General features: G+C 34.2%; 12 protein-coding genes and 1 CRISPR repeat array. All 12 genes read right to left on the reverse strand.

The window, feature by feature from the left end; translation table 11 throughout:
- The first annotated feature begins 161 nt into the window (after nt 1-161).
- Nucleotides 162-7,198: a CRISPR direct-repeat array (repeat unit 37 nt; unit sequence GTTTCAATCCTTGTTTTAATGGAATCTCTTCGCTAAC).
- 316 nt (nt 7,199-7,514) lie between these two features.
- The 12 genes from cas4 to AB1410_02015 all read right to left on the reverse strand — a co-directional run bounded on the left by cas4 (nt 7,515) and on the right by AB1410_02015 (nt 17,708).
- The gene (cas4, locus tag AB1410_01960; protein ID MEW6455466.1) at nt 7,515-8,138 is read right to left on the reverse strand and encodes a CRISPR-associated protein Cas4; all 624 of its coding nucleotides are present in this window, start codon (nt 8,136-8,138) and stop codon (nt 7,515-7,517) included.
- The gene (cas2, locus tag AB1410_01965; protein ID MEW6455467.1) at nt 8,113-8,403 is read right to left on the reverse strand and encodes a CRISPR-associated endonuclease Cas2; all 291 of its coding nucleotides are present in this window, start codon (nt 8,401-8,403) and stop codon (nt 8,113-8,115) included. Before cas2 ends, cas4 begins: the two co-directional genes overlap by 26 nt.
- Entirely contained in the window at nt 8,403-9,374 is a 972-nt protein-coding gene (gene cas1 / locus AB1410_01970) for a CRISPR-associated endonuclease Cas1 (GenBank protein ID MEW6455468.1), read from the reverse strand. Before cas1 ends, cas2 begins: the two co-directional genes overlap by 1 nt.
- Nucleotides 9,375-9,390: 16 nt before the next feature.
- Entirely contained in the window at nt 9,391-9,852 is a 462-nt protein-coding gene (locus tag AB1410_01975; protein MEW6455469.1) for a hypothetical protein, read from the reverse strand.
- A 115-nt stretch (nt 9,853-9,967) separates the two neighbouring features.
- Nucleotides 9,968-10,408, reverse strand: a complete 441-nt coding sequence (locus tag AB1410_01980) for a hypothetical protein (protein ID MEW6455470.1) — start codon at nt 10,406-10,408, stop codon at nt 9,968-9,970.
- Entirely contained in the window at nt 10,389-10,676 is a 288-nt protein-coding gene (locus AB1410_01985; protein MEW6455471.1) for a hypothetical protein, read from the reverse strand. The genes AB1410_01980 and AB1410_01985 overlap by 20 nt, the downstream gene beginning before the upstream one ends.
- A gap of 247 nt (nt 10,677-10,923) precedes the next feature.
- Nucleotides 10,924-11,583 (reverse strand): CRISPR-associated endonuclease Cas6, encoded by a 660-nt coding sequence (locus tag AB1410_01990; GenBank protein ID MEW6455472.1) that lies wholly within the window; start codon nt 11,581-11,583, stop codon nt 10,924-10,926.
- Entirely contained in the window at nt 11,583-12,302 is a 720-nt protein-coding gene (gene cas5d / locus AB1410_01995) for a type I-D CRISPR-associated protein Cas5/Csc1 (protein MEW6455473.1), read from the reverse strand. The genes AB1410_01990 and cas5d overlap by 1 nt, the downstream gene beginning before the upstream one ends.
- A gap of 1 nt (nt 12,303) precedes the next feature.
- The gene (cas7d, locus tag AB1410_02000; GenBank protein MEW6455474.1) at nt 12,304-13,095 is read right to left on the reverse strand and encodes a type I-D CRISPR-associated protein Cas7/Csc2; all 792 of its coding nucleotides are present in this window, start codon (nt 13,093-13,095) and stop codon (nt 12,304-12,306) included.
- Entirely contained in the window at nt 13,092-15,674 is a 2,583-nt protein-coding gene (locus AB1410_02005; GenBank protein ID MEW6455475.1) for an HD domain-containing protein, read from the reverse strand. The genes cas7d and AB1410_02005 overlap by 4 nt, the downstream gene beginning before the upstream one ends.
- Nucleotides 15,675-15,676: 2 nt before the next feature.
- Nucleotides 15,677-17,257 carry a type I-D CRISPR-associated helicase Cas3' gene (cas3, locus tag AB1410_02010; GenBank protein MEW6455476.1) on the reverse strand — a complete coding sequence of 527 codons (1,581 nt, stop codon included), beginning with the start codon at nt 17,255-17,257 and terminating at the stop codon, nt 15,677-15,679.
- A gap of 298 nt (nt 17,258-17,555) precedes the next feature.
- The gene (locus tag AB1410_02015) at nt 17,556-17,708 is read right to left on the reverse strand and encodes a HEPN domain-containing protein (GenBank protein MEW6455477.1); all 153 of its coding nucleotides are present in this window, start codon (nt 17,706-17,708) and stop codon (nt 17,556-17,558) included.
- Nucleotide 17,709 lies beyond the last annotated feature (1 nt).

Below are 17,709 nucleotides of genomic sequence, written 5' to 3' on the forward strand. Positions count from 1 at the left end.
GAAGTTACAGAGTGAAAGATAAGTTGAAAAAATCATTAAAAAGGGAAACAAAAGATGTTAGAGAAAGTTTATAAGGTGGGTCAAAATTCAATGCAAAAGCTGGGTCAATTTTCCTTGACAATCTACATTTGTTCTTCTATTGATGAGATTCATCTTTGTATGTTTCAATCCTTGTTTTAATGGAATCTCTTCGCTAACTGTTTCGCATTGACACAGCCCTCATTGGCTCAATCAGTTTCAATCCTTGTTTTAATGGAATCTCTTCGCTAACTATTTTTTTGATTAAAAAAAGTCAAGAAAAATTAAGTTTCAATCCTTGTTTTAATGGAATCTCTTCGCTAACTAATCATTAGGTAATGTTCGAAAATAAATATAAATGTTTCAATCCTTGTTTTAATGGAATCTCTTCGCTAACGAGAATAGCCAGAAATCCTCAGAATTGATGAAGGAGAGTTTCAATCCTTGTTTTAATGGAATCTCTTCGCTAACTATTTTCACTTACCAGGGAAAAAGATTCAAAGAATTGTTTCAATCCTTGTTTTAATGGAATCTCTTCGCTAACTCAAAATGAAATTAGGATCTTTTTCTAAAGATTTTAGTTTCAATCCTTGTTTTAATGGAATCTCTTCGCTAACATAGTTGATAACAATATTTCTTTAATTTTAAACATGTTTCAATCCTTGTTTTAATGGAATCTCTTCGCTAACTTTCCAATTTGATTTTAGGTCTTTTATATTTTGGATGTTTCAATCCTTGTTTTAATGGAATCTCTTCGCTAACTTCAATAAGAAAAAATTTTTGATATTTTAATTTTTTGTTTCAATCCTTGTTTTAATGGAATCTCTTCGCTAACCCTCTTCCTCTGAAACATCTGGGTTATAAATTCTAGTTTCAATCCTTGTTTTAATGGAATCTCTTCGCTAACCTCATTTAGAGGGGCGTTCAATGATAGTCGTTCCCTGTTTCAATCCTTGTTTTAATGGAATCTCTTCGCTAACAAAGAAATTCAAGTCCAATCTCAGTGGGATATTGATGTTTCAATCCTTGTTTTAATGGAATCTCTTCGCTAACTAGGCTCAACTGTTTTCATCTGAGAATAATATTTAGTTTCAATCCTTGTTTTAATGGAATCTCTTCGCTAACTATTTGAAGGAGACTCAATATAGACAAGAATCTGAAATGTTTCAATCCTTGTTTTAATGGAATCTCTTCGCTAACTTTGGAACAGCCTTATATAGAAATCTCATTGCAATCAGTTTCAATCCTTGTTTTAATGGAATCTCTTCGCTAACTGGATGACTACATGAATTTAAAACATTCTTTTCCTAGTTTCAATCCTTGTTTTAATGGAATCTCTTCGCTAACACCAGAACATAGAGAAGAGGATGAATCCTAAATCCAGTTTCAATCCTTGTTTTAATGGAATCTCTTCGCTAACCGTTGGGTTCTGATTCTGGACTTTTCTGGGATAATGGTTTCAATCCTTGTTTTAATGGAATCTCTTCGCTAACTAAAAAAGGCTTTAAAGGAGTAAAAAAAATGGAAAGTTTCAATCCTTGTTTTAATGGAATCTCTTCGCTAACTTCCTTTTTATGACAGACCTCAAACCATGAAAGAAGGTTTCAATCCTTGTTTTAATGGAATCTCTTCGCTAACAGGAAGAGAGACTTGGCAAGAAGAAGTTAAGTATTGTTTCAATCCTTGTTTTAATGGAATCTCTTCGCTAACAATTATCCTGAGGGAATAGATAAATTAATATTAGGTTTCAATCCTTGTTTTAATGGAATCTCTTCGCTAACTAATATCTGCTTTAGCTTCAAAAGCTAATTTTTCAATGTTTCAATCCTTGTTTTAATGGAATCTCTTCGCTAACTGCCTGGATAATAGCGTCAATACTTATTGAAATATGGTTTCAATCCTTGTTTTAATGGAATCTCTTCGCTAACCAACACGTATTAGAATATGTAAACATATACTACCAGTTTCAATCCTTGTTTTAATGGAATCTCTTCGCTAACCTCCCATGAGCTCGATATTTCTATTATCTTCTCTGGTTTCAATCCTTGTTTTAATGGAATCTCTTCGCTAACTTCTTGCCGGAGCTCCATTAATGCTCTATTTCTGAGTTTCAATCCTTGTTTTAATGGAATCTCTTCGCTAACACCAGCTCCCCCACACGCTATTTTCCATTTGGCGCAGTTTCAATCCTTGTTTTAATGGAATCTCTTCGCTAACAGATCCTGAGTGTTTTTCCCTGAACTAATGATTGTAGTTTCAATCCTTGTTTTAATGGAATCTCTTCGCTAACACCGAGAAAGATAAGAGTCCAATTTTTCATCTTCTGTGTTTCAATCCTTGTTTTAATGGAATCTCTTCGCTAACTGGAGATTATTTCGTAGGAAAAACTCTTAAATGGGAGTTTCAATCCTTGTTTTAATGGAATCTCTTCGCTAACTAAGATTAAAGACGCATTAATCAACAATGAGAAGCTGTTTCAATCCTTGTTTTAATGGAATCTCTTCGCTAACTCAGATGGGAAATGCTACAAGAACTATGGAATAAAGGTTTCAATCCTTGTTTTAATGGAATCTCTTCGCTAACCTCAGATGGAAGTATATGGGAATATATAGGAAATAAGTTTCAATCCTTGTTTTAATGGAATCTCTTCGCTAACATGATGTTTCCCCATCTTTACAATCACAGTTAGTTTTGTTTCAATCCTTGTTTTAATGGAATCTCTTCGCTAACTATTTTTTGTTTTTCATATCCTCAATCCTTATCAGGTTTCAATCCTTGTTTTAATGGAATCTCTTCGCTAACCTTACCCAGTGGATTATTAAGGCTTTTTTCTACAGGGTTTCAATCCTTGTTTTAATGGAATCTCTTCGCTAACTTGCATATAAGCTCAATGACACTCTATCGATGGAAAGGTTTCAATCCTTGTTTTAATGGAATCTCTTCGCTAACCTTTGAGCCACATCAGAGGCAACCTCAACATCTCTAAGTTTCAATCCTTGTTTTAATGGAATCTCTTCGCTAACCTCCCACTATATTGACCTCTGGTATCTCTTCGTTAGGTTTCAATCCTTGTTTTAATGGAATCTCTTCGCTAACGATTCTCAGGTCTTTTCTTAAATGGGATTTGATGAGTTTCAATCCTTGTTTTAATGGAATCTCTTCGCTAACGATGCGACTAATTTTCTAAATTCTCTATCTGAATCAGTTTCAATCCTTGTTTTAATGGAATCTCTTCGCTAACTGTGGAAGGGAATTTAGTCTCGAAGCACTATGATATGTTTCAATCCTTGTTTTAATGGAATCTCTTCGCTAACACATGCCTGCTGATTTCATTGCGAGATATTGCTGAGTTTCAATCCTTGTTTTAATGGAATCTCTTCGCTAACTACATCGCCTTTCATTGCTTTCGTTTTCAACGAGCTGTTTCAATCCTTGTTTTAATGGAATCTCTTCGCTAACTTTCTATATTTAGGATTATTCTTTAGATAAGTTTCAGTTTCAATCCTTGTTTTAATGGAATCTCTTCGCTAACTATAACACATGTTATGTGGTTTGTCAAGCTTTTCTTGTTTCAATCCTTGTTTTAATGGAATCTCTTCGCTAACTGGAAGGGAATTTAGTCTCGAAGCACTATAATATGTTTCAATCCTTGTTTTAATGGAATCTCTTCGCTAACAGATAAAGATATGAGAGAAATCTTAGAGGAAGCTTAGTTTCAATCCTTGTTTTAATGGAATCTCTTCGCTAACTTTCTTTTTTAGTAGTCATTTAACTCAAATATTATGTTTCAATCCTTGTTTTAATGGAATCTCTTCGCTAACCATCATCCATGCGAGACTCTTCCCCAAGAAGGAGGAGTTTCAATCCTTGTTTTAATGGAATCTCTTCGCTAACCCAACTTTAACAATATTAAATGATACAATAAGTTTTGGTTTCAATCCTTGTTTTAATGGAATCTCTTCGCTAACTGCGGAAGGAAATTTGGTCTCGAAGCATTATAATATGTTTCAATCCTTGTTTTAATGGAATCTCTTCGCTAACAGGAGGAAGACGATGAGCCACCGTTCTAAATATTTTTTGTTTCAATCCTTGTTTTAATGGAATCTCTTCGCTAACTTATATCTATGAAACAGTAGATTATTGGCTCAATGGTTTCAATCCTTGTTTTAATGGAATCTCTTCGCTAACCTTTGCATCATGTGGAGGAGGAATGAAGAAAATGATGTTTCAATCCTTGTTTTAATGGAATCTCTTCGCTAACCAGAATAATATTTGAGAAATAGCTTTATTATTTTTTGCGGTTTCAATCCTTGTTTTAATGGAATCTCTTCGCTAACCAACTACATCTGCAAACATAAAATACTTTTCTTCCATGTTTCAATCCTTGTTTTAATGGAATCTCTTCGCTAACCTCTGAATCATTATTCTGTCCCATTGAGCTCCCAGATGTTTCAATCCTTGTTTTAATGGAATCTCTTCGCTAACGTGGTTAGCAGAAAAAGGATACGGTTTGACTGTTTTGTTTCAATCCTTGTTTTAATGGAATCTCTTCGCTAACTGCGGAAGGAAATTTGGTCTCGAAGCACTATGATATGTTTCAATCCTTGTTTTAATGGAATCTCTTCGCTAACCCAGAGCTTACAAAACTTAGTTAAATCCTCTTTGGTGTTTCAATCCTTGTTTTAATGGAATCTCTTCGCTAACTGAACAAGAAGAAATACTAAGCGAAACGGAGGTTGCAGTTTCAATCCTTGTTTTAATGGAATCTCTTCGCTAACCCTGAGAAAAAAGATGAAAGCTGAAGAAATTACAAGTTTCAATCCTTGTTTTAATGGAATCTCTTCGCTAACTCCAAGGAAGAAGTATTAAATGCAAATTATGTAAAGTTTCAATCCTTGTTTTAATGGAATCTCTTCGCTAACCAGGCTTATTACCATCTACCACTTATTACTATAGAGGTTTCAATCCTTGTTTTAATGGAATCTCTTCGCTAACCAAAAATAATTGAAAAGCAAGCCTTCCTTGAGTGGAGTTTCAATCCTTGTTTTAATGGAATCTCTTCGCTAACTTGGTTTTCTGATTGCTTTTGCTTTTGTTAATGGCTCAGTTTCAATCCTTGTTTTAATGGAATCTCTTCGCTAACTCGATTATTGTTGAATCATTAGGTTTTGTATCACTAGTTTCAATCCTTGTTTTAATGGAATCTCTTCGCTAACAACAAAGAAACCTCAACCTCGAACTATATATAAAATGTTTCAATCCTTGTTTTAATGGAATCTCTTCGCTAACCTGCAAGCTACCAGAGATTTGAATGTAGTGAAAGATTGTTTCAATCCTTGTTTTAATGGAATCTCTTCGCTAACTCTTTACAAACTTGATTATCCTCTACTGTCTGCCAAGTTTCAATCCTTGTTTTAATGGAATCTCTTCGCTAACTATAATACATAAAAATATATTTGTCAAGTTTTTTTGTTTCAATCCTTGTTTTAATGGAATCTCTTCGCTAACCCATTGAAGTTATAGATATATTCGCAAAATTTGATGGTTTCAATCCTTGTTTTAATGGAATCTCTTCGCTAACTTGCCGGAGCTCCATTAATGCTCTATTTCTGATCTTGTTTCAATCCTTGTTTTAATGGAATCTCTTCGCTAACCACAACAGCAATATTAAATTGACTGTATTGACTTGAGTTTCAATCCTTGTTTTAATGGAATCTCTTCGCTAACAGTTGTGCCCTTTTCTGTGCAATCTCTCTGGGAGGTTTCAATCCTTGTTTTAATGGAATCTCTTCGCTAACCTTTCAAAGCTCCATGTAAGAATCCATTGTAAGCCAAGTTTCAATCCTTGTTTTAATGGAATCTCTTCGCTAACCTGGTCTAATTGAAATAATGCCATCTCGTCCTCCTAAGTTTCAATCCTTGTTTTAATGGAATCTCTTCGCTAACAAATGAGTCTCTGGACAGATGTGGTAGAAGGAAAAGGTTTCAATCCTTGTTTTAATGGAATCTCTTCGCTAACCTCGAAAACCCAATATGAGGCGAATAACCAGAACGAGTTTCAATCCTTGTTTTAATGGAATCTCTTCGCTAACTATAATACATAAAAATATATTTGTCAAGTTTTTTTGTTTCAATCCTTGTTTTAATGGAATCTCTTCGCTAACTTTTAAGGAGAGCGAGATTTTCCATAATCTCTTAAAGTTTCAATCCTTGTTTTAATGGAATCTCTTCGCTAACCAGAGTTCTCAAGGAAAAGCCATCTAATTTGCTTTAGTTTCAATCCTTGTTTTAATGGAATCTCTTCGCTAACCATCTAAAATCCGCCTTCTTTTTTATTTCATAAACAAGTTTCAATCCTTGTTTTAATGGAATCTCTTCGCTAACCTTCCTGAATTTCGAACTGAGGAAAGAGAATGAAAGGTTTCAATCCTTGTTTTAATGGAATCTCTTCGCTAACCTGGTGGAGAAGATATGAAGTGATGAAAGAAAGGTAGTTTCAATCCTTGTTTTAATGGAATCTCTTCGCTAACGAAGGTTCTCTATTCAAACAAGAAATGTTGAAGAGTGTTTCAATCCTTGTTTTAATGGAATCTCTTCGCTAACAACTGTAAAAGGCCTAAGACAAATAGATAGCACCAGTTTCAATCCTTGTTTTAATGGAATCTCTTCGCTAACTCCCTGTTCCCTGACCGAATGGGATGTATCCCAGAAGTTTCAATCCTTGTTTTAATGGAATCTCTTCGCTAACTCCAGAGATTTGGCAAGATATTTTCATCTCCCAGAAGTTTCAATCCTTGTTTTAATGGAATCTCTTCGCTAAATAGCTCAATATCAGTGGAAAATACAGGAAATGCTGTTTCAATCCTTGTTTTAATGGAATCTCTTCGCTAATTTTTATGATGTCGGAAAGTTCTTTGCCCAGGACTTTGTTTCAATCCTTGTTTTAATGGAATCTCTTCGCTAAGAATGATCAACTGAAACCCCTGTTGTTGTTAGGGGGTTTCAATCCTTGTTTTAATGGAATCTCTTCGCTAATATATTAGAGCAAATTGGAAAAGCAATTATTGGAAAGGTTTCAATCCTTGTTTTAATGGAATCTCTTCGCTAACTTTGGTATTCAATGAATGGGCAGCAATATGGATTGTTTCAATCCTTGTTTTAATGGAATCTCTTCGCTAAGGCAAATTCTCCGTAAGCCCTTATTTTTTCTCAATTTCCTTATTTTTGAGAAAAGCATTTTTTATTAAATATCCTTTAAAATTTGCACAATTTTTTGTGCATTTTATTTAGCATTTACATATTTATTTTTTTGCTTTCTGCTTAATTTTCAATTCTTTACAATGTCAATGCTCTTTTTCTTTAATAATTTTCCTTCATTTATTGTCAGCGAAATAAATTTTTCAAATATCCAGAGATATCTTACACGAGATATCCATAAAATTCTAAATTCAACACTAAAAATTTGCAATAAAAAATTTCATTATTTTTTACCCCATTTATACACAAATATTTCTATAGCAACAATCCACACATCTTATAGAATACTTAGTTTTCTTTGGATAAAAACCCAATTGGATAATTGAAAACATCTCATCAATTATCATTTGTGCTTCTATAAAATCTTTTTCTTTAAATGGAATTTCCTTCACAAGATAATTATCCCGAACATAACAAATGTAGCCTTTCTTCACTTCAGCTTTATAGAAATCCTTTATTAAAAGTCCATATAGAACAGATTGAACCTTATGGGTTCTATAAAGTGTTTCTTTAAATTCAGCAAATTTATAGTCAAAAGGAGCAAGGGTTCCATCCTCAAGATATAACACTTCATCTACAGTGCCTTTTAAATGGAAATTTTCAGAAACCATATAAACATTGATATCTTTTCCGGTACAATTAATCTTTTTTCTTAGATAATTTCTATTGACTCTTTTTCTTCCCTCATGGATTTCCCTGCCGAGTAAAACTTTGTATCTCTGTTCCTCATGCTGGGAAATGTTCAAACAATTCATAAAATATATGAATCGAGGGCAATAAAGATATTCTATAATTTCTGAAGGAGTTAAGTACATTCCCTCTACTTTTTCTAATTGTTTAGAAAAATTTTGAGATAATTTCATCAGTTACTAAACTCCTGTCAAAAGCCTGTCCCAATAATTTAACTTTTTTAAAGTCTTCATCGCACATGGGAAAAACATAAACTGAATCAACATTTTCGTCTATAATATCAAGAAATTTAATTGAAATTTCATCAAGCTCATTCCTATTTAAAGTGCCCAAAAATACACTTTTTTGAACTCGATACAGTCCATAGCTTTTACATATCTGAGAGATTCTGTTTCTTTTTTTCGTATCAACAATGTCGTAAACTACCCAGACCAGCATCATGCACCGATTAAATTATTTGCAATCCTGTGACATTCAAACTGAATTATATCCCGGTTCTTAATATTTCTTCCCCTGTAACGGACGCTTTTCTCGAAGTTATTATTCAGAGCTTCAATTAAAAAAGCTTTGCCATCTTTATTCAGGGTAAGCCCATTTTGTATCTCATTGAAATATTCTTTCTTAATCTTTCTCTGGCTGAAAAGATAAACAACAGTCTGATCAACCAGAGCTCTGAACATCTCGATTAAATCAAATACAAGAGATTTTTTATTATAATTATCTGTATGAAGGAATCCCACATAAGGATCCAATCCAGCAATTATGCAAGCTTTTTCAACCATAGAGTAGAGAACCCCATAGCCATAGTTTAAAAGACAGTTGAACTCATCCTGAGCCGGCTGTCGACTCCTTCCTTCAAATTTGAATCTTTCTGGAATGATGTAGCTTAATGCATCAAAATAAATTCTTCCTCCAGCTCCTTCAAAACCCATGATTGAACCTCTTTTCTCATCAAGAGTTCCCTTAAGGTTTTTAAGTTTTTCAATTATATCCTCAAGTCCAAAAATCCATTCGTTGATTTTTTCAGCTTTCTCTGGTCTTGTTATTTTTAGTTTATTGAGGAAATCTATTTGATTCTGAAATTTTATAATGACCCACTCCTTTGCTATCTCCAGTCCTTCTTCTTTTTCAGCCATTTCAAGTTGTTTTCTCCTGATTAATGTTGTGCTTCCCAGCTTTGAATGCCATACTCTTCCGTATGGATTACCAAATTCATCCAGAAAGATGATGTCAATGTTATTATCCATTGCAAGCTTGATAGCATCTGTTGAAATATAAGCACTTGTAGTGATGAGTATGCTATCGACCTTTTTTACAGAGACCTCGAAAACCTTATCTTCGTTCTTTACAAGGAAACAATTCTCCTTTTTTCTCAGATATGAGCCAAAAGTATTAATTACAAGCTGCATTTTTCGATTACCTTCTCTATCGCATATTGTAAAGGCAAAGTAATGCTGCCCAGCCAGATGGCAACATGTCTGGAGGTTCTTTTAGCTCCTTACCATATTTGACGACCATCTCCAAAAAGAATTTGGCATGGAAAAAAGCCTCAACAAAAACTCTGGTATGATACGCCCAGTTTTTATTATGGCTCGGTTCAAATTTCTTCCCACTGGCACCAGACTCAATGATTTGCTGAAATTCTTGACAAAAACTCTGTCCTCTGGGTGCTATGGCTTTTAAAGCCTCAATAATCTTCTTGGTTTTATTTTGAAGATCATAGACTTTAAAGGATTGATAATAGAAACGGTAGATAGAGTCCTCATAGCACCAGTGAGAATTCATTTCTTCTAAAAGCTTTTCAAGTTCTGGGAGCCTTAATTTAATGTTGGCAAGTAACTGAGCATCCAACATCTTAGCCGATTTGAAGATTTCCCTTTTCTTCATTCTTTATTTTATCTTTATAACTGTCCCAAACCCTCTCGAAACCGACTTTCCGAGACCTAATAATCTAAAATTGAAAAGTTGACAGAGAAATGCGAGATAATCGAGCATGGAAGTATTAAGCGAGATTATCAATATAAATGTATATTACATATTTAAATCTTTTTAGCGTTTCTTCAAGCTCATCTATGAGTGGTTTCAATTCTTCCCACCTAAGTGTAAAACTATAAGCATGGACAAAAAAGTGCCTGAAGGATAGATAGTTTGATAAAGTATTGTACAATTCGTTGCTGATGATTCCTGCATCAGAAGCTGCCTTTAGTAAATCTTTATGCCAACTGGGGGAGTCTTTTATCTCTAATTGTTTGAAAGAGACAACCCTTTTTAAAATATTTTCAATACCGTTATAAAAGTTATGGATAAAAGTAGCAATGGCTGCTAAATCCGGAATAGAATATTCAGATTTTCCAGTGCTTAGGAAGGAAAACAGTTCAGATACAACAGCATCTATATTTTCAAATTCTGCTTCACAGTATTCTTTAAGCAGCTGTTTTGTCATAAATAAGTTTACCTTCTCTTAGAATGATTTCCTTAAATTTTGTCATTTTCCCTGAAAGGTCTATTAAATCCACATTCTTTGACAACGACCTGAATAGTTCTCCATAAAATTTAAAGAAATTTCCTGTGGGCACATCTATGACAGCAAAGTCATAATCATTAATATCATTTGGATCTTTATATAGTGAAGACCCAATTAAGTACATTTTCCCAATACCATATTTTCTGGCAATTTCAATGGCTCTATCAAGCTCGTATTTTGGTATCATAACACCTCCATATGAATATTATAGGCTGTTCAATAACTCGCAAATCATTGAAAAGTAAAGATCTGCGAGCTGTCCCAGATTTTTCTTACTGCAACTTCCGAAAAAAGACTTGCTAAAAATTTTCCTTCTCTGTCTTTGCTCTTTACTATGCTTTAATGTTTTCATTTCTTAAAACAACCTCAAAAAAACCTTCCTTTATTGAACAGCCTCAATATTATAATATTTTCTATTTCCCATTTCCTATCGCTTATTTTACACTTCCTATTTTTATTACCGTCCCAAACCCTCTTGATACAGATTTTCCAAGTCCCCAATAATCCGGGATTTCAAAGTTTACTGAAAATGTGCCAACAAACCCGAGCATGGGCGTGCCTTTGAGAGAGGTGTGAACTTCATAAACATCTACCTTAGCAATAATCTTATCAGTTATTACATATTCAAGCCCTTTAGCCATAGAAATAATATTACCTATGAGAATGCTTTCTAACTGTTTCTTCCTTTCTCCGCTATTCCTTTTTTTATAACGATTAAAACTCTCTTCATCAAGCGCAAGCCATGGAGTGAGGAATTTGTAAGAAAGCATTCCATTTATCACGCCAAAAGAATTATTTTCTCTCAATAGTTTTTTATCTATAACTGTATATTGTTTATTTTTCAAATTTAGATATTCGATAATTAATATTTCTTCAACAAATTCAGAAACTTCACCAATCCCTAGAATCATAGGAATCTTATCTATTATTTTGTATTGAATTTTCGGATAGGTATAAATAAAACCTTTCTCTGAATGATTATGCAAGAAAGGATTATTGCGGAACTTTCCCGCGATAAAACCTCTCAGTGTAGTAGGTGAATCTACGACTGGACGGTCAGTTATCAGTGTTAAAATGCAATTATTAATTTGCATCAGATAATTGCTATATGTGGTGTTCTCTTAATGTTATTTTCTAAAAAATCAAAACTATCTGGTAAGGCAATATATTTTGAAAACCCGTCAACCTTTATTTCGATGCACCTTTCACATACTGCATTTTCAATAATTGGATACGGAAACATCCCGATCATCATTCCTCTTATTGTCTTACTTACAAGTGGGTCAACAAGATGAGCAACTAAGGCTTTGTCTTTTTCTTTTAAAACTCTTATTTCTTCTAAATTAAGAAGTGCCTTACCACGAAAACTGCCAAGCCTGATAATTAACGGGAAAATCATCTCTTTCCTGACAATTAAAAAACCTTCAAAAATACTTTCAGGAGGAATTGAGAAAAGTTGAGATGCCTTTAATACTTCTGCTTTTCCGGTAGAAGCACCATAACCAAGTTTCACGAAATTATCATCTTCACCCTTTGCAATTTCTGAGATATATCTTATATTTCCGATTGGTCTGCCAGGTGTAAAATAAAAGGCTTCTGAAGCAAGAGAGTTTTCATATCGAGGCGTATTCCTTCCCCTGTTTTCTTCGGAAATTATATAGGGCTGAGCTTCTGGATTTATTCCTAAAGAATATGCCACTGCATAATTAATAGCGGTAGCATGAAGATACTTAGGAGATATAGCTCCTGAAAGACCCTCCTTAGAATAAAACAAAGGGTCTATTAGCTCTATCTTATATTTAAAAACTTTCATGCTATTCTTTAGATTCCTCTGGTTTTTTCTTCAACAGAGGCTTTATCAGATTCTTCACCTGTTCATCTAATGTCTTATAAGCTTCCTCTACTACTGGTAACTTTAAATCATCAATTTTTCCAAAGCCGTCAATCTTCGAGTCAATTAGATTGTATGCCGTTAAAGCCTCTCTATCAGAGAGCTTAAATCCAAGTATAGTTGTCTCTACCCTGCCCCATTCTACACTTCTTGCTCCAATTCTCGTAAGTCTCTTCAAATTATCCACTATAATAGATGCAATCTCAGGTGTAGGGTCTTTTAAAGTTATTACTCCGATAAACTCTGTTTCTTTAGGAACAGGAGTGATGCTCATTAATGCCTGCCCTGTAGTAAGGTCTTCTTCATCAACTGCATTCTGCGTATATGGCTGGATTTCACCAACTTGACTTGTTGATATGAATGACTCCCCAAGTATTCTCGCAAGAATGTTATATGGTACATTAGCACTACTGGTCTCACCAGTTCCACCAAATATAAAACAACTGGAACATTTCATACATAAATCGTCTTTTAAATGACAACCGGGTTCAATATTAAGGCTTCTTTGCTTCTCCATAACAAGTCTTCTAAGCTTTGCTTTGATTTTACGCCAAGGGATAACAAAACGGTTACCAAGAGATTGATACTTAAATGTCAAAACCTCTTCTGGATCATTGCTCCTAATAATGGCTTCATCAAGAAATTTTATTTTGGTCACGAGCTGAAGATAAACCCCTTGTGAAAGAATAGATGGCTCTTTTAATAAAGGAGTCATTTTAGCACCTCCTGAAGGTTTTCATATCGTTTAAAAACATAAATTGCACTAAGAAGGGAATTCTTTACTCTGATAAACTGAGTTATATTGTCTTTTTTTAAATCATAATACCTTTGAAAAATGCCTTTTGCTTCTCTGACAAACTCCTCAAGTTCTTTAATATCGGTTTTAGCCTCACCAGATTTTTCCTTTGCAATATTTTCTCTGATATGAGAAAGAAACTTTGCAAAGGCTTCATCAAAACTTCTGCCAAGGAGCATTTCATTAAGGCTTTGGCTAACAGGTTTCCCAATAGAATGCTTTGACATACTTTTGAACCATTTTTGCCACTCATCCTGAGTCCAACAGAATTTTGGTATGCCATTAGCAAAAAAGACGGCATCATTTAAAAGATTATCCATTTTGTATTCACCTCCCATCGTTTTATATATAACCAAGCCAGATTTATAAATAAACTCATAGAACCTCTCCATAAGTTCGGGCGAAAGTTTGAGCCTATTTGTTTTTCCTCGTGTTTCGGAAGTGTATGTAATTGCCACACTGGGACTTTTCTCAAGAAGATCTTTTGCCATAATATACTTCTTCTGTCCCTTCTCCAAAATGCTTGCCAATAAAATAACTGACAATGATTTATAGTATTCTTCCTCCGTACTTAGAATTGATTCCCCAAAAAGACCTACCTGCTCCTCTGTGCCGAGAGAAGTTTCAAAACCTAATAGGTTCAAGAAATGATAAAGAGGCTCATATCTAACTCTCATATCTTTAGGGCTAAAATTTTTTGTTTCTTTTGCTGAAAGAGTCTGAATATCAAACAATATACCTTGTTCACTTGATAAGATTTCTTTTGTATCGCTCCTATATTTTTCTGGAGGAATTGGGATTTTGAGCCTTTTAACAAATGGGATATTCCTGAATTCTTTTCTCTCTTCAAGTTTAGATATCTGATAAGGTGCTGAAACCCCGCTTTTAACTTTTGCAACCAAATCATCAAGTTCAGGATAAAGGCTTATTAACTCCGGCACTTTCGAAGAGATTCTTGTATAAATCCGCAAGTTCCTGTCTCCGAGTCCTTCTCTTAACACCATGTTATCATAAGCACACATAGGGCACGTTGCCCTTGACCCTGCGGGTTTAGATATGATTTGAGAAAAACCGTAGCCGACCCCTCTTTTATATTTCAATGCAGGTTGTGCCTCCATAGATACAGGGCATTGACACCGTTCACAAACACCCTTTAATGCATCCGTTGTCTTTTTATAAGTTTTATATCTTTCAAATATCTCAGAAGCTATCTTTCTAAAGTCTTTTTCTTCTTCCATTGAAAGAACGCTGTTTAAATAATCAAGCATTTCTTGTGAACCTGACATTTTCTTTTCGTAATCTTCTGCAATTTTATGCAAAAGTATAAACAAATTATCTGGCTTCAAATTTGAAAGCTTGTCGTCTAAATATTTTTTATCTGCAATAAACTCATCTGGAATCACATCCTTTACAGTCAAGATGTTTAAAAGATGTGACAGAGTATTGGTATTAATAGATGCTGGCGGATTTTCACCAAAAGCTTTTTCCCATTGCCTTTTTGCCTTTGGATGTCCGCTGGTTCCAAGACAAGCACCGATAGTGTTCCATTTCGGAAGGTTCTTCTTTATCTTTGAAAACTCTGAAGAATCTAAAGAAAAGATATCGTATAAGATTCTTAAAAATTGCACACCCTTTCTTGATACATCGCCAAGATTTCCAATTATTTCATTCTTATGGTTAGCTGCAATCATAAACTGCGCTGGGAAAACTTTAGATAGTCCACCAAGAAGGGCTTTAGTAAATGCTTTTGGATAAGCCGATTGAATACCAAGTGATTTATCAAAGAAGGCTTTTGAAATACTTTCTATAATTTTTTCTTTTTCTGGATAAGAAAGTCCCTTTCCGATAAACAAAGCGGCATTGTCAAATGTTAAGAGAAGTTCCCATCCTAAAGATTGATATTCTTTAAAAATGTTTCTTAAAAAATGAAATGTCGTCGGCGAAGGGAATCTTGAGACCTCAAAATAAGTAAGATCAAACAATTCATCACAGTATTGTCTAACTTTATTAATAGTTTCCGGTGAAATACTCTCCATAGAAGCAAGCCAATCGGCATACCTTACTAATTCAGTAAATATTCCTGCTGAATCAGTACTTATTTCTTTTATGTCAGAGTCTGATAGGCTATGATGCGGCTTGATGGTATCGTATATAAATTTGATATCTGATTCGGTAAGTTCAAAGGGCAATATCCCTTTTAAGTCTTCTTTATTTAAATATTTTCTTACTTCTTCAATGGTAGATTTATGGTCTCTTGGATTCTCTCCTTCACCTCTGAAAAATTTCTGGCTTTCTTCTCTCAGTTTTCCGATGTCGTGAATTAAGCATGAGAGTTCCAACAGTTCTTTTTCTCTGTCGTCTAGCGACGGGATAAACCGACCCATCTTTCTGAAAACATTCCAAACTGCAAAATGATGAGCCCACAACTGCTCACCGTTCGATTTGGCCAGATAACCAAATTGAGGCTCGAGGAATACTTTTACTTCTTTAATTTCCATGCTCATGCACCATAAAATATGAAATGTTCATTTGCTATTATATGAAGTTCTCCATCTTCTTTAATATATTTTGTAGTTACATTAAAATATTCATCTCTTAATCTTCCACTTCCAACACCCCAAAAGGGGAAAATCTTGTCATGAATAATAATTTCTTTTATTTTTGTATCTGCTATGCCGTATCTCTTTAATATTTCCTGTTTTTTATGCCTATCTAAAGTCATCCAATCATCTACAATTTCTTCCGGCTCAAACATCGAAAAGATAGCCTCATTATAAGGAGTGATATTCTTAGTGTCAATGTCATAAAGCAGGAAGTTGTAACTATCTCCCCTAAACATTTCGCCTGAAACCAATTTGCCAGAAGGGTCTCTAAGAACCTCCTGTAAAATACTTTTCTCAAATACATCTCTTTCAAAACAGGTTTGATCTTTAACTGCCCATCCAAAATCATTTTTAGTCAGAATCACAACTGTTCCATTGGATTTTCTGCCGACCCGACCTATTCTCTGAATGGCTGACGTCCAATAAGATGCTTCTGTTATTAAAGACTTAAAGTCCATATCAATACCTACTTCAATAGCTGAAGTTCCAATGACAACAGATTTATCATCTAGAGAAAATGACTTGGCCTTTTCCAATCCACTCCACTCATAAAACTTGTATTGCTTGAACGTATTAATTAATTTTTTCTTGATATGTTGAAGTCTGAATACAGAGTCAAATATAATTGCAGCAGGCTTAGGAATAGATGGGATTAATTCTTTCAGGTTCTCATAGACTAAATCTAATTTTGTAAATTTAAAAGCACGGATTTCTATATCAAGAGGAAAATTGAATTCTGCATCTCTTTTGTTTCCCACCGAGTCTGTAAAGGAAATATTAAGTGACGGATAAATATTGTTTAGAGTAGAAAGTTCTTTGCTCATATATGGCGTAGCAGATAGCAATACTACCTTAGATGCTATTCCATCCAGAAGATTTTTTATCAATTCCAAAAAGTTGGAAAGATTAACATACAGATGAAATTCATCAAAAAATACTATTGCACCTTGTAAATAGTTCTGTAATCTTTTAGAACTTTTATAAGTCTCGCGATTTATGAGGAGATGCAAAACATCTGGAGACGTTATAATAACTGACCTTTTAGAAAAAAGCCTACTTTGAATTACTGCCTGTTTTATTAACTCGCTTTTGTTAAGCTCTATATCAATACCTTTATTAACTAGATATCTAAACAACGAATTAGAGGAATAATTAAAAATATTAATTCCATTGGGTATAAAATCATCATCTGGCCATATAGCGGTATCCTTTAATTCTTTTCGCATTGCGCCAACTTGGGCATCCATTAAAATCCTCGTTGGATATGTAAGAATAATTCGTTTTCCCGTATCCTGGAAATATCTATCTTGTATTAGGTTTCTTATGATATAACTTTTCCCTGAACCTACTGGTGCTTCCACAAAGATTAATATCGCATCTGAATTTTTGATTGCCTCTAAAGTCTGTCTTTGAAACGGCCTAAATCCATCCTTATTCTGCCTGACGTACCGAGGGCCTATTTTTAGATTAATATTCATTCATCTCCTTATGCCAATAAAACTCCAGCCTCTTTCTATACATATTGCCGAAAAATCTCCGCTCCATCCATTTCAACCGGCCTCTTACACATTCTCCATATCTCTCTTTTCTCAATCCTCATTTTTTACTCCGTCTTGTATCCTTTTCTTCACTTATCTTTTCCTTAAAATATTTTCTGCATATTCCACAAGCTGGTTATATAATTCCTCCTCATCTGATACGCACCTTTCTTTCTTCGTCCCAGAAATACACCTTTTCGTCATTCCAGCCGTGTAATTCCTTTATGTCTGCCCCTTCTCAATTATATACCTTCAAAATCTCCTTTGCATATTCTAAAGCAAGCCTTGCCTCTTCTTCCGTGAGAAATTCTATATCATATTCTGATTTTATATACAACTCAAATAATTTCCTGAATATCTGAGCCATTAATAAATCAGAATATTCAGCCATT

Source organism: Acidobacteriota bacterium, from assembly GCA_040756905.1.
Taxonomy (GTDB): Bacteria; Acidobacteriota; Aminicenantia; order JBFLYD01; family JBFLYD01; genus JBFLYD01.

Bases quoted from the DNA above. Each gene is read 5' to 3' on its own strand.
- cas4 (MEW6455466.1), bottom strand. From the start codon at position 8,138: ATGAAATTATCTCAAAATTTTTCTAAACAATTAGAAAAAGTAGAGGGA.
- cas2 (MEW6455467.1), bottom strand. From the start codon at position 8,403: ATGCTGGTCTGGGTAGTTTACGACATTGTTGATACGAAAAAAAGAAAC.
- cas1 (MEW6455468.1), bottom strand. From the start codon at position 9,374: ATGCAGCTTGTAATTAATACTTTTGGCTCATATCTGAGAAAAAAGGAG.
- AB1410_01975 (MEW6455469.1), bottom strand. From the start codon at position 9,852: ATGAAGAAAAGGGAAATCTTCAAATCGGCTAAGATGTTGGATGCTCAG.
- AB1410_01980 (MEW6455470.1), bottom strand. From the start codon at position 10,408: ATGACAAAACAGCTGCTTAAAGAATACTGTGAAGCAGAATTTGAAAAT.
- AB1410_01985 (MEW6455471.1), bottom strand. From the start codon at position 10,676: ATGATACCAAAATACGAGCTTGATAGAGCCATTGAAATTGCCAGAAAA.
- AB1410_01990 (MEW6455472.1), bottom strand. From the start codon at position 11,583: ATGCAAATTAATAATTGCATTTTAACACTGATAACTGACCGTCCAGTC.
- cas5d (MEW6455473.1), bottom strand. From the start codon at position 12,302: ATGAAAGTTTTTAAATATAAGATAGAGCTAATAGACCCTTTGTTTTAT.
- cas7d (MEW6455474.1), bottom strand. From the start codon at position 13,095: ATGACTCCTTTATTAAAAGAGCCATCTATTCTTTCACAAGGGGTTTAT.
- AB1410_02005 (MEW6455475.1), bottom strand. From the start codon at position 15,674: ATGGAAATTAAAGAAGTAAAAGTATTCCTCGAGCCTCAATTTGGTTAT.
- cas3 (MEW6455476.1), bottom strand. From the start codon at position 17,257: ATGAATATTAATCTAAAAATAGGCCCTCGGTACGTCAGGCAGAATAAG.
- AB1410_02015 (MEW6455477.1), bottom strand. From the start codon at position 17,708: ATGGCTGAATATTCTGATTTATTAATGGCTCAGATATTCAGGAAATTA.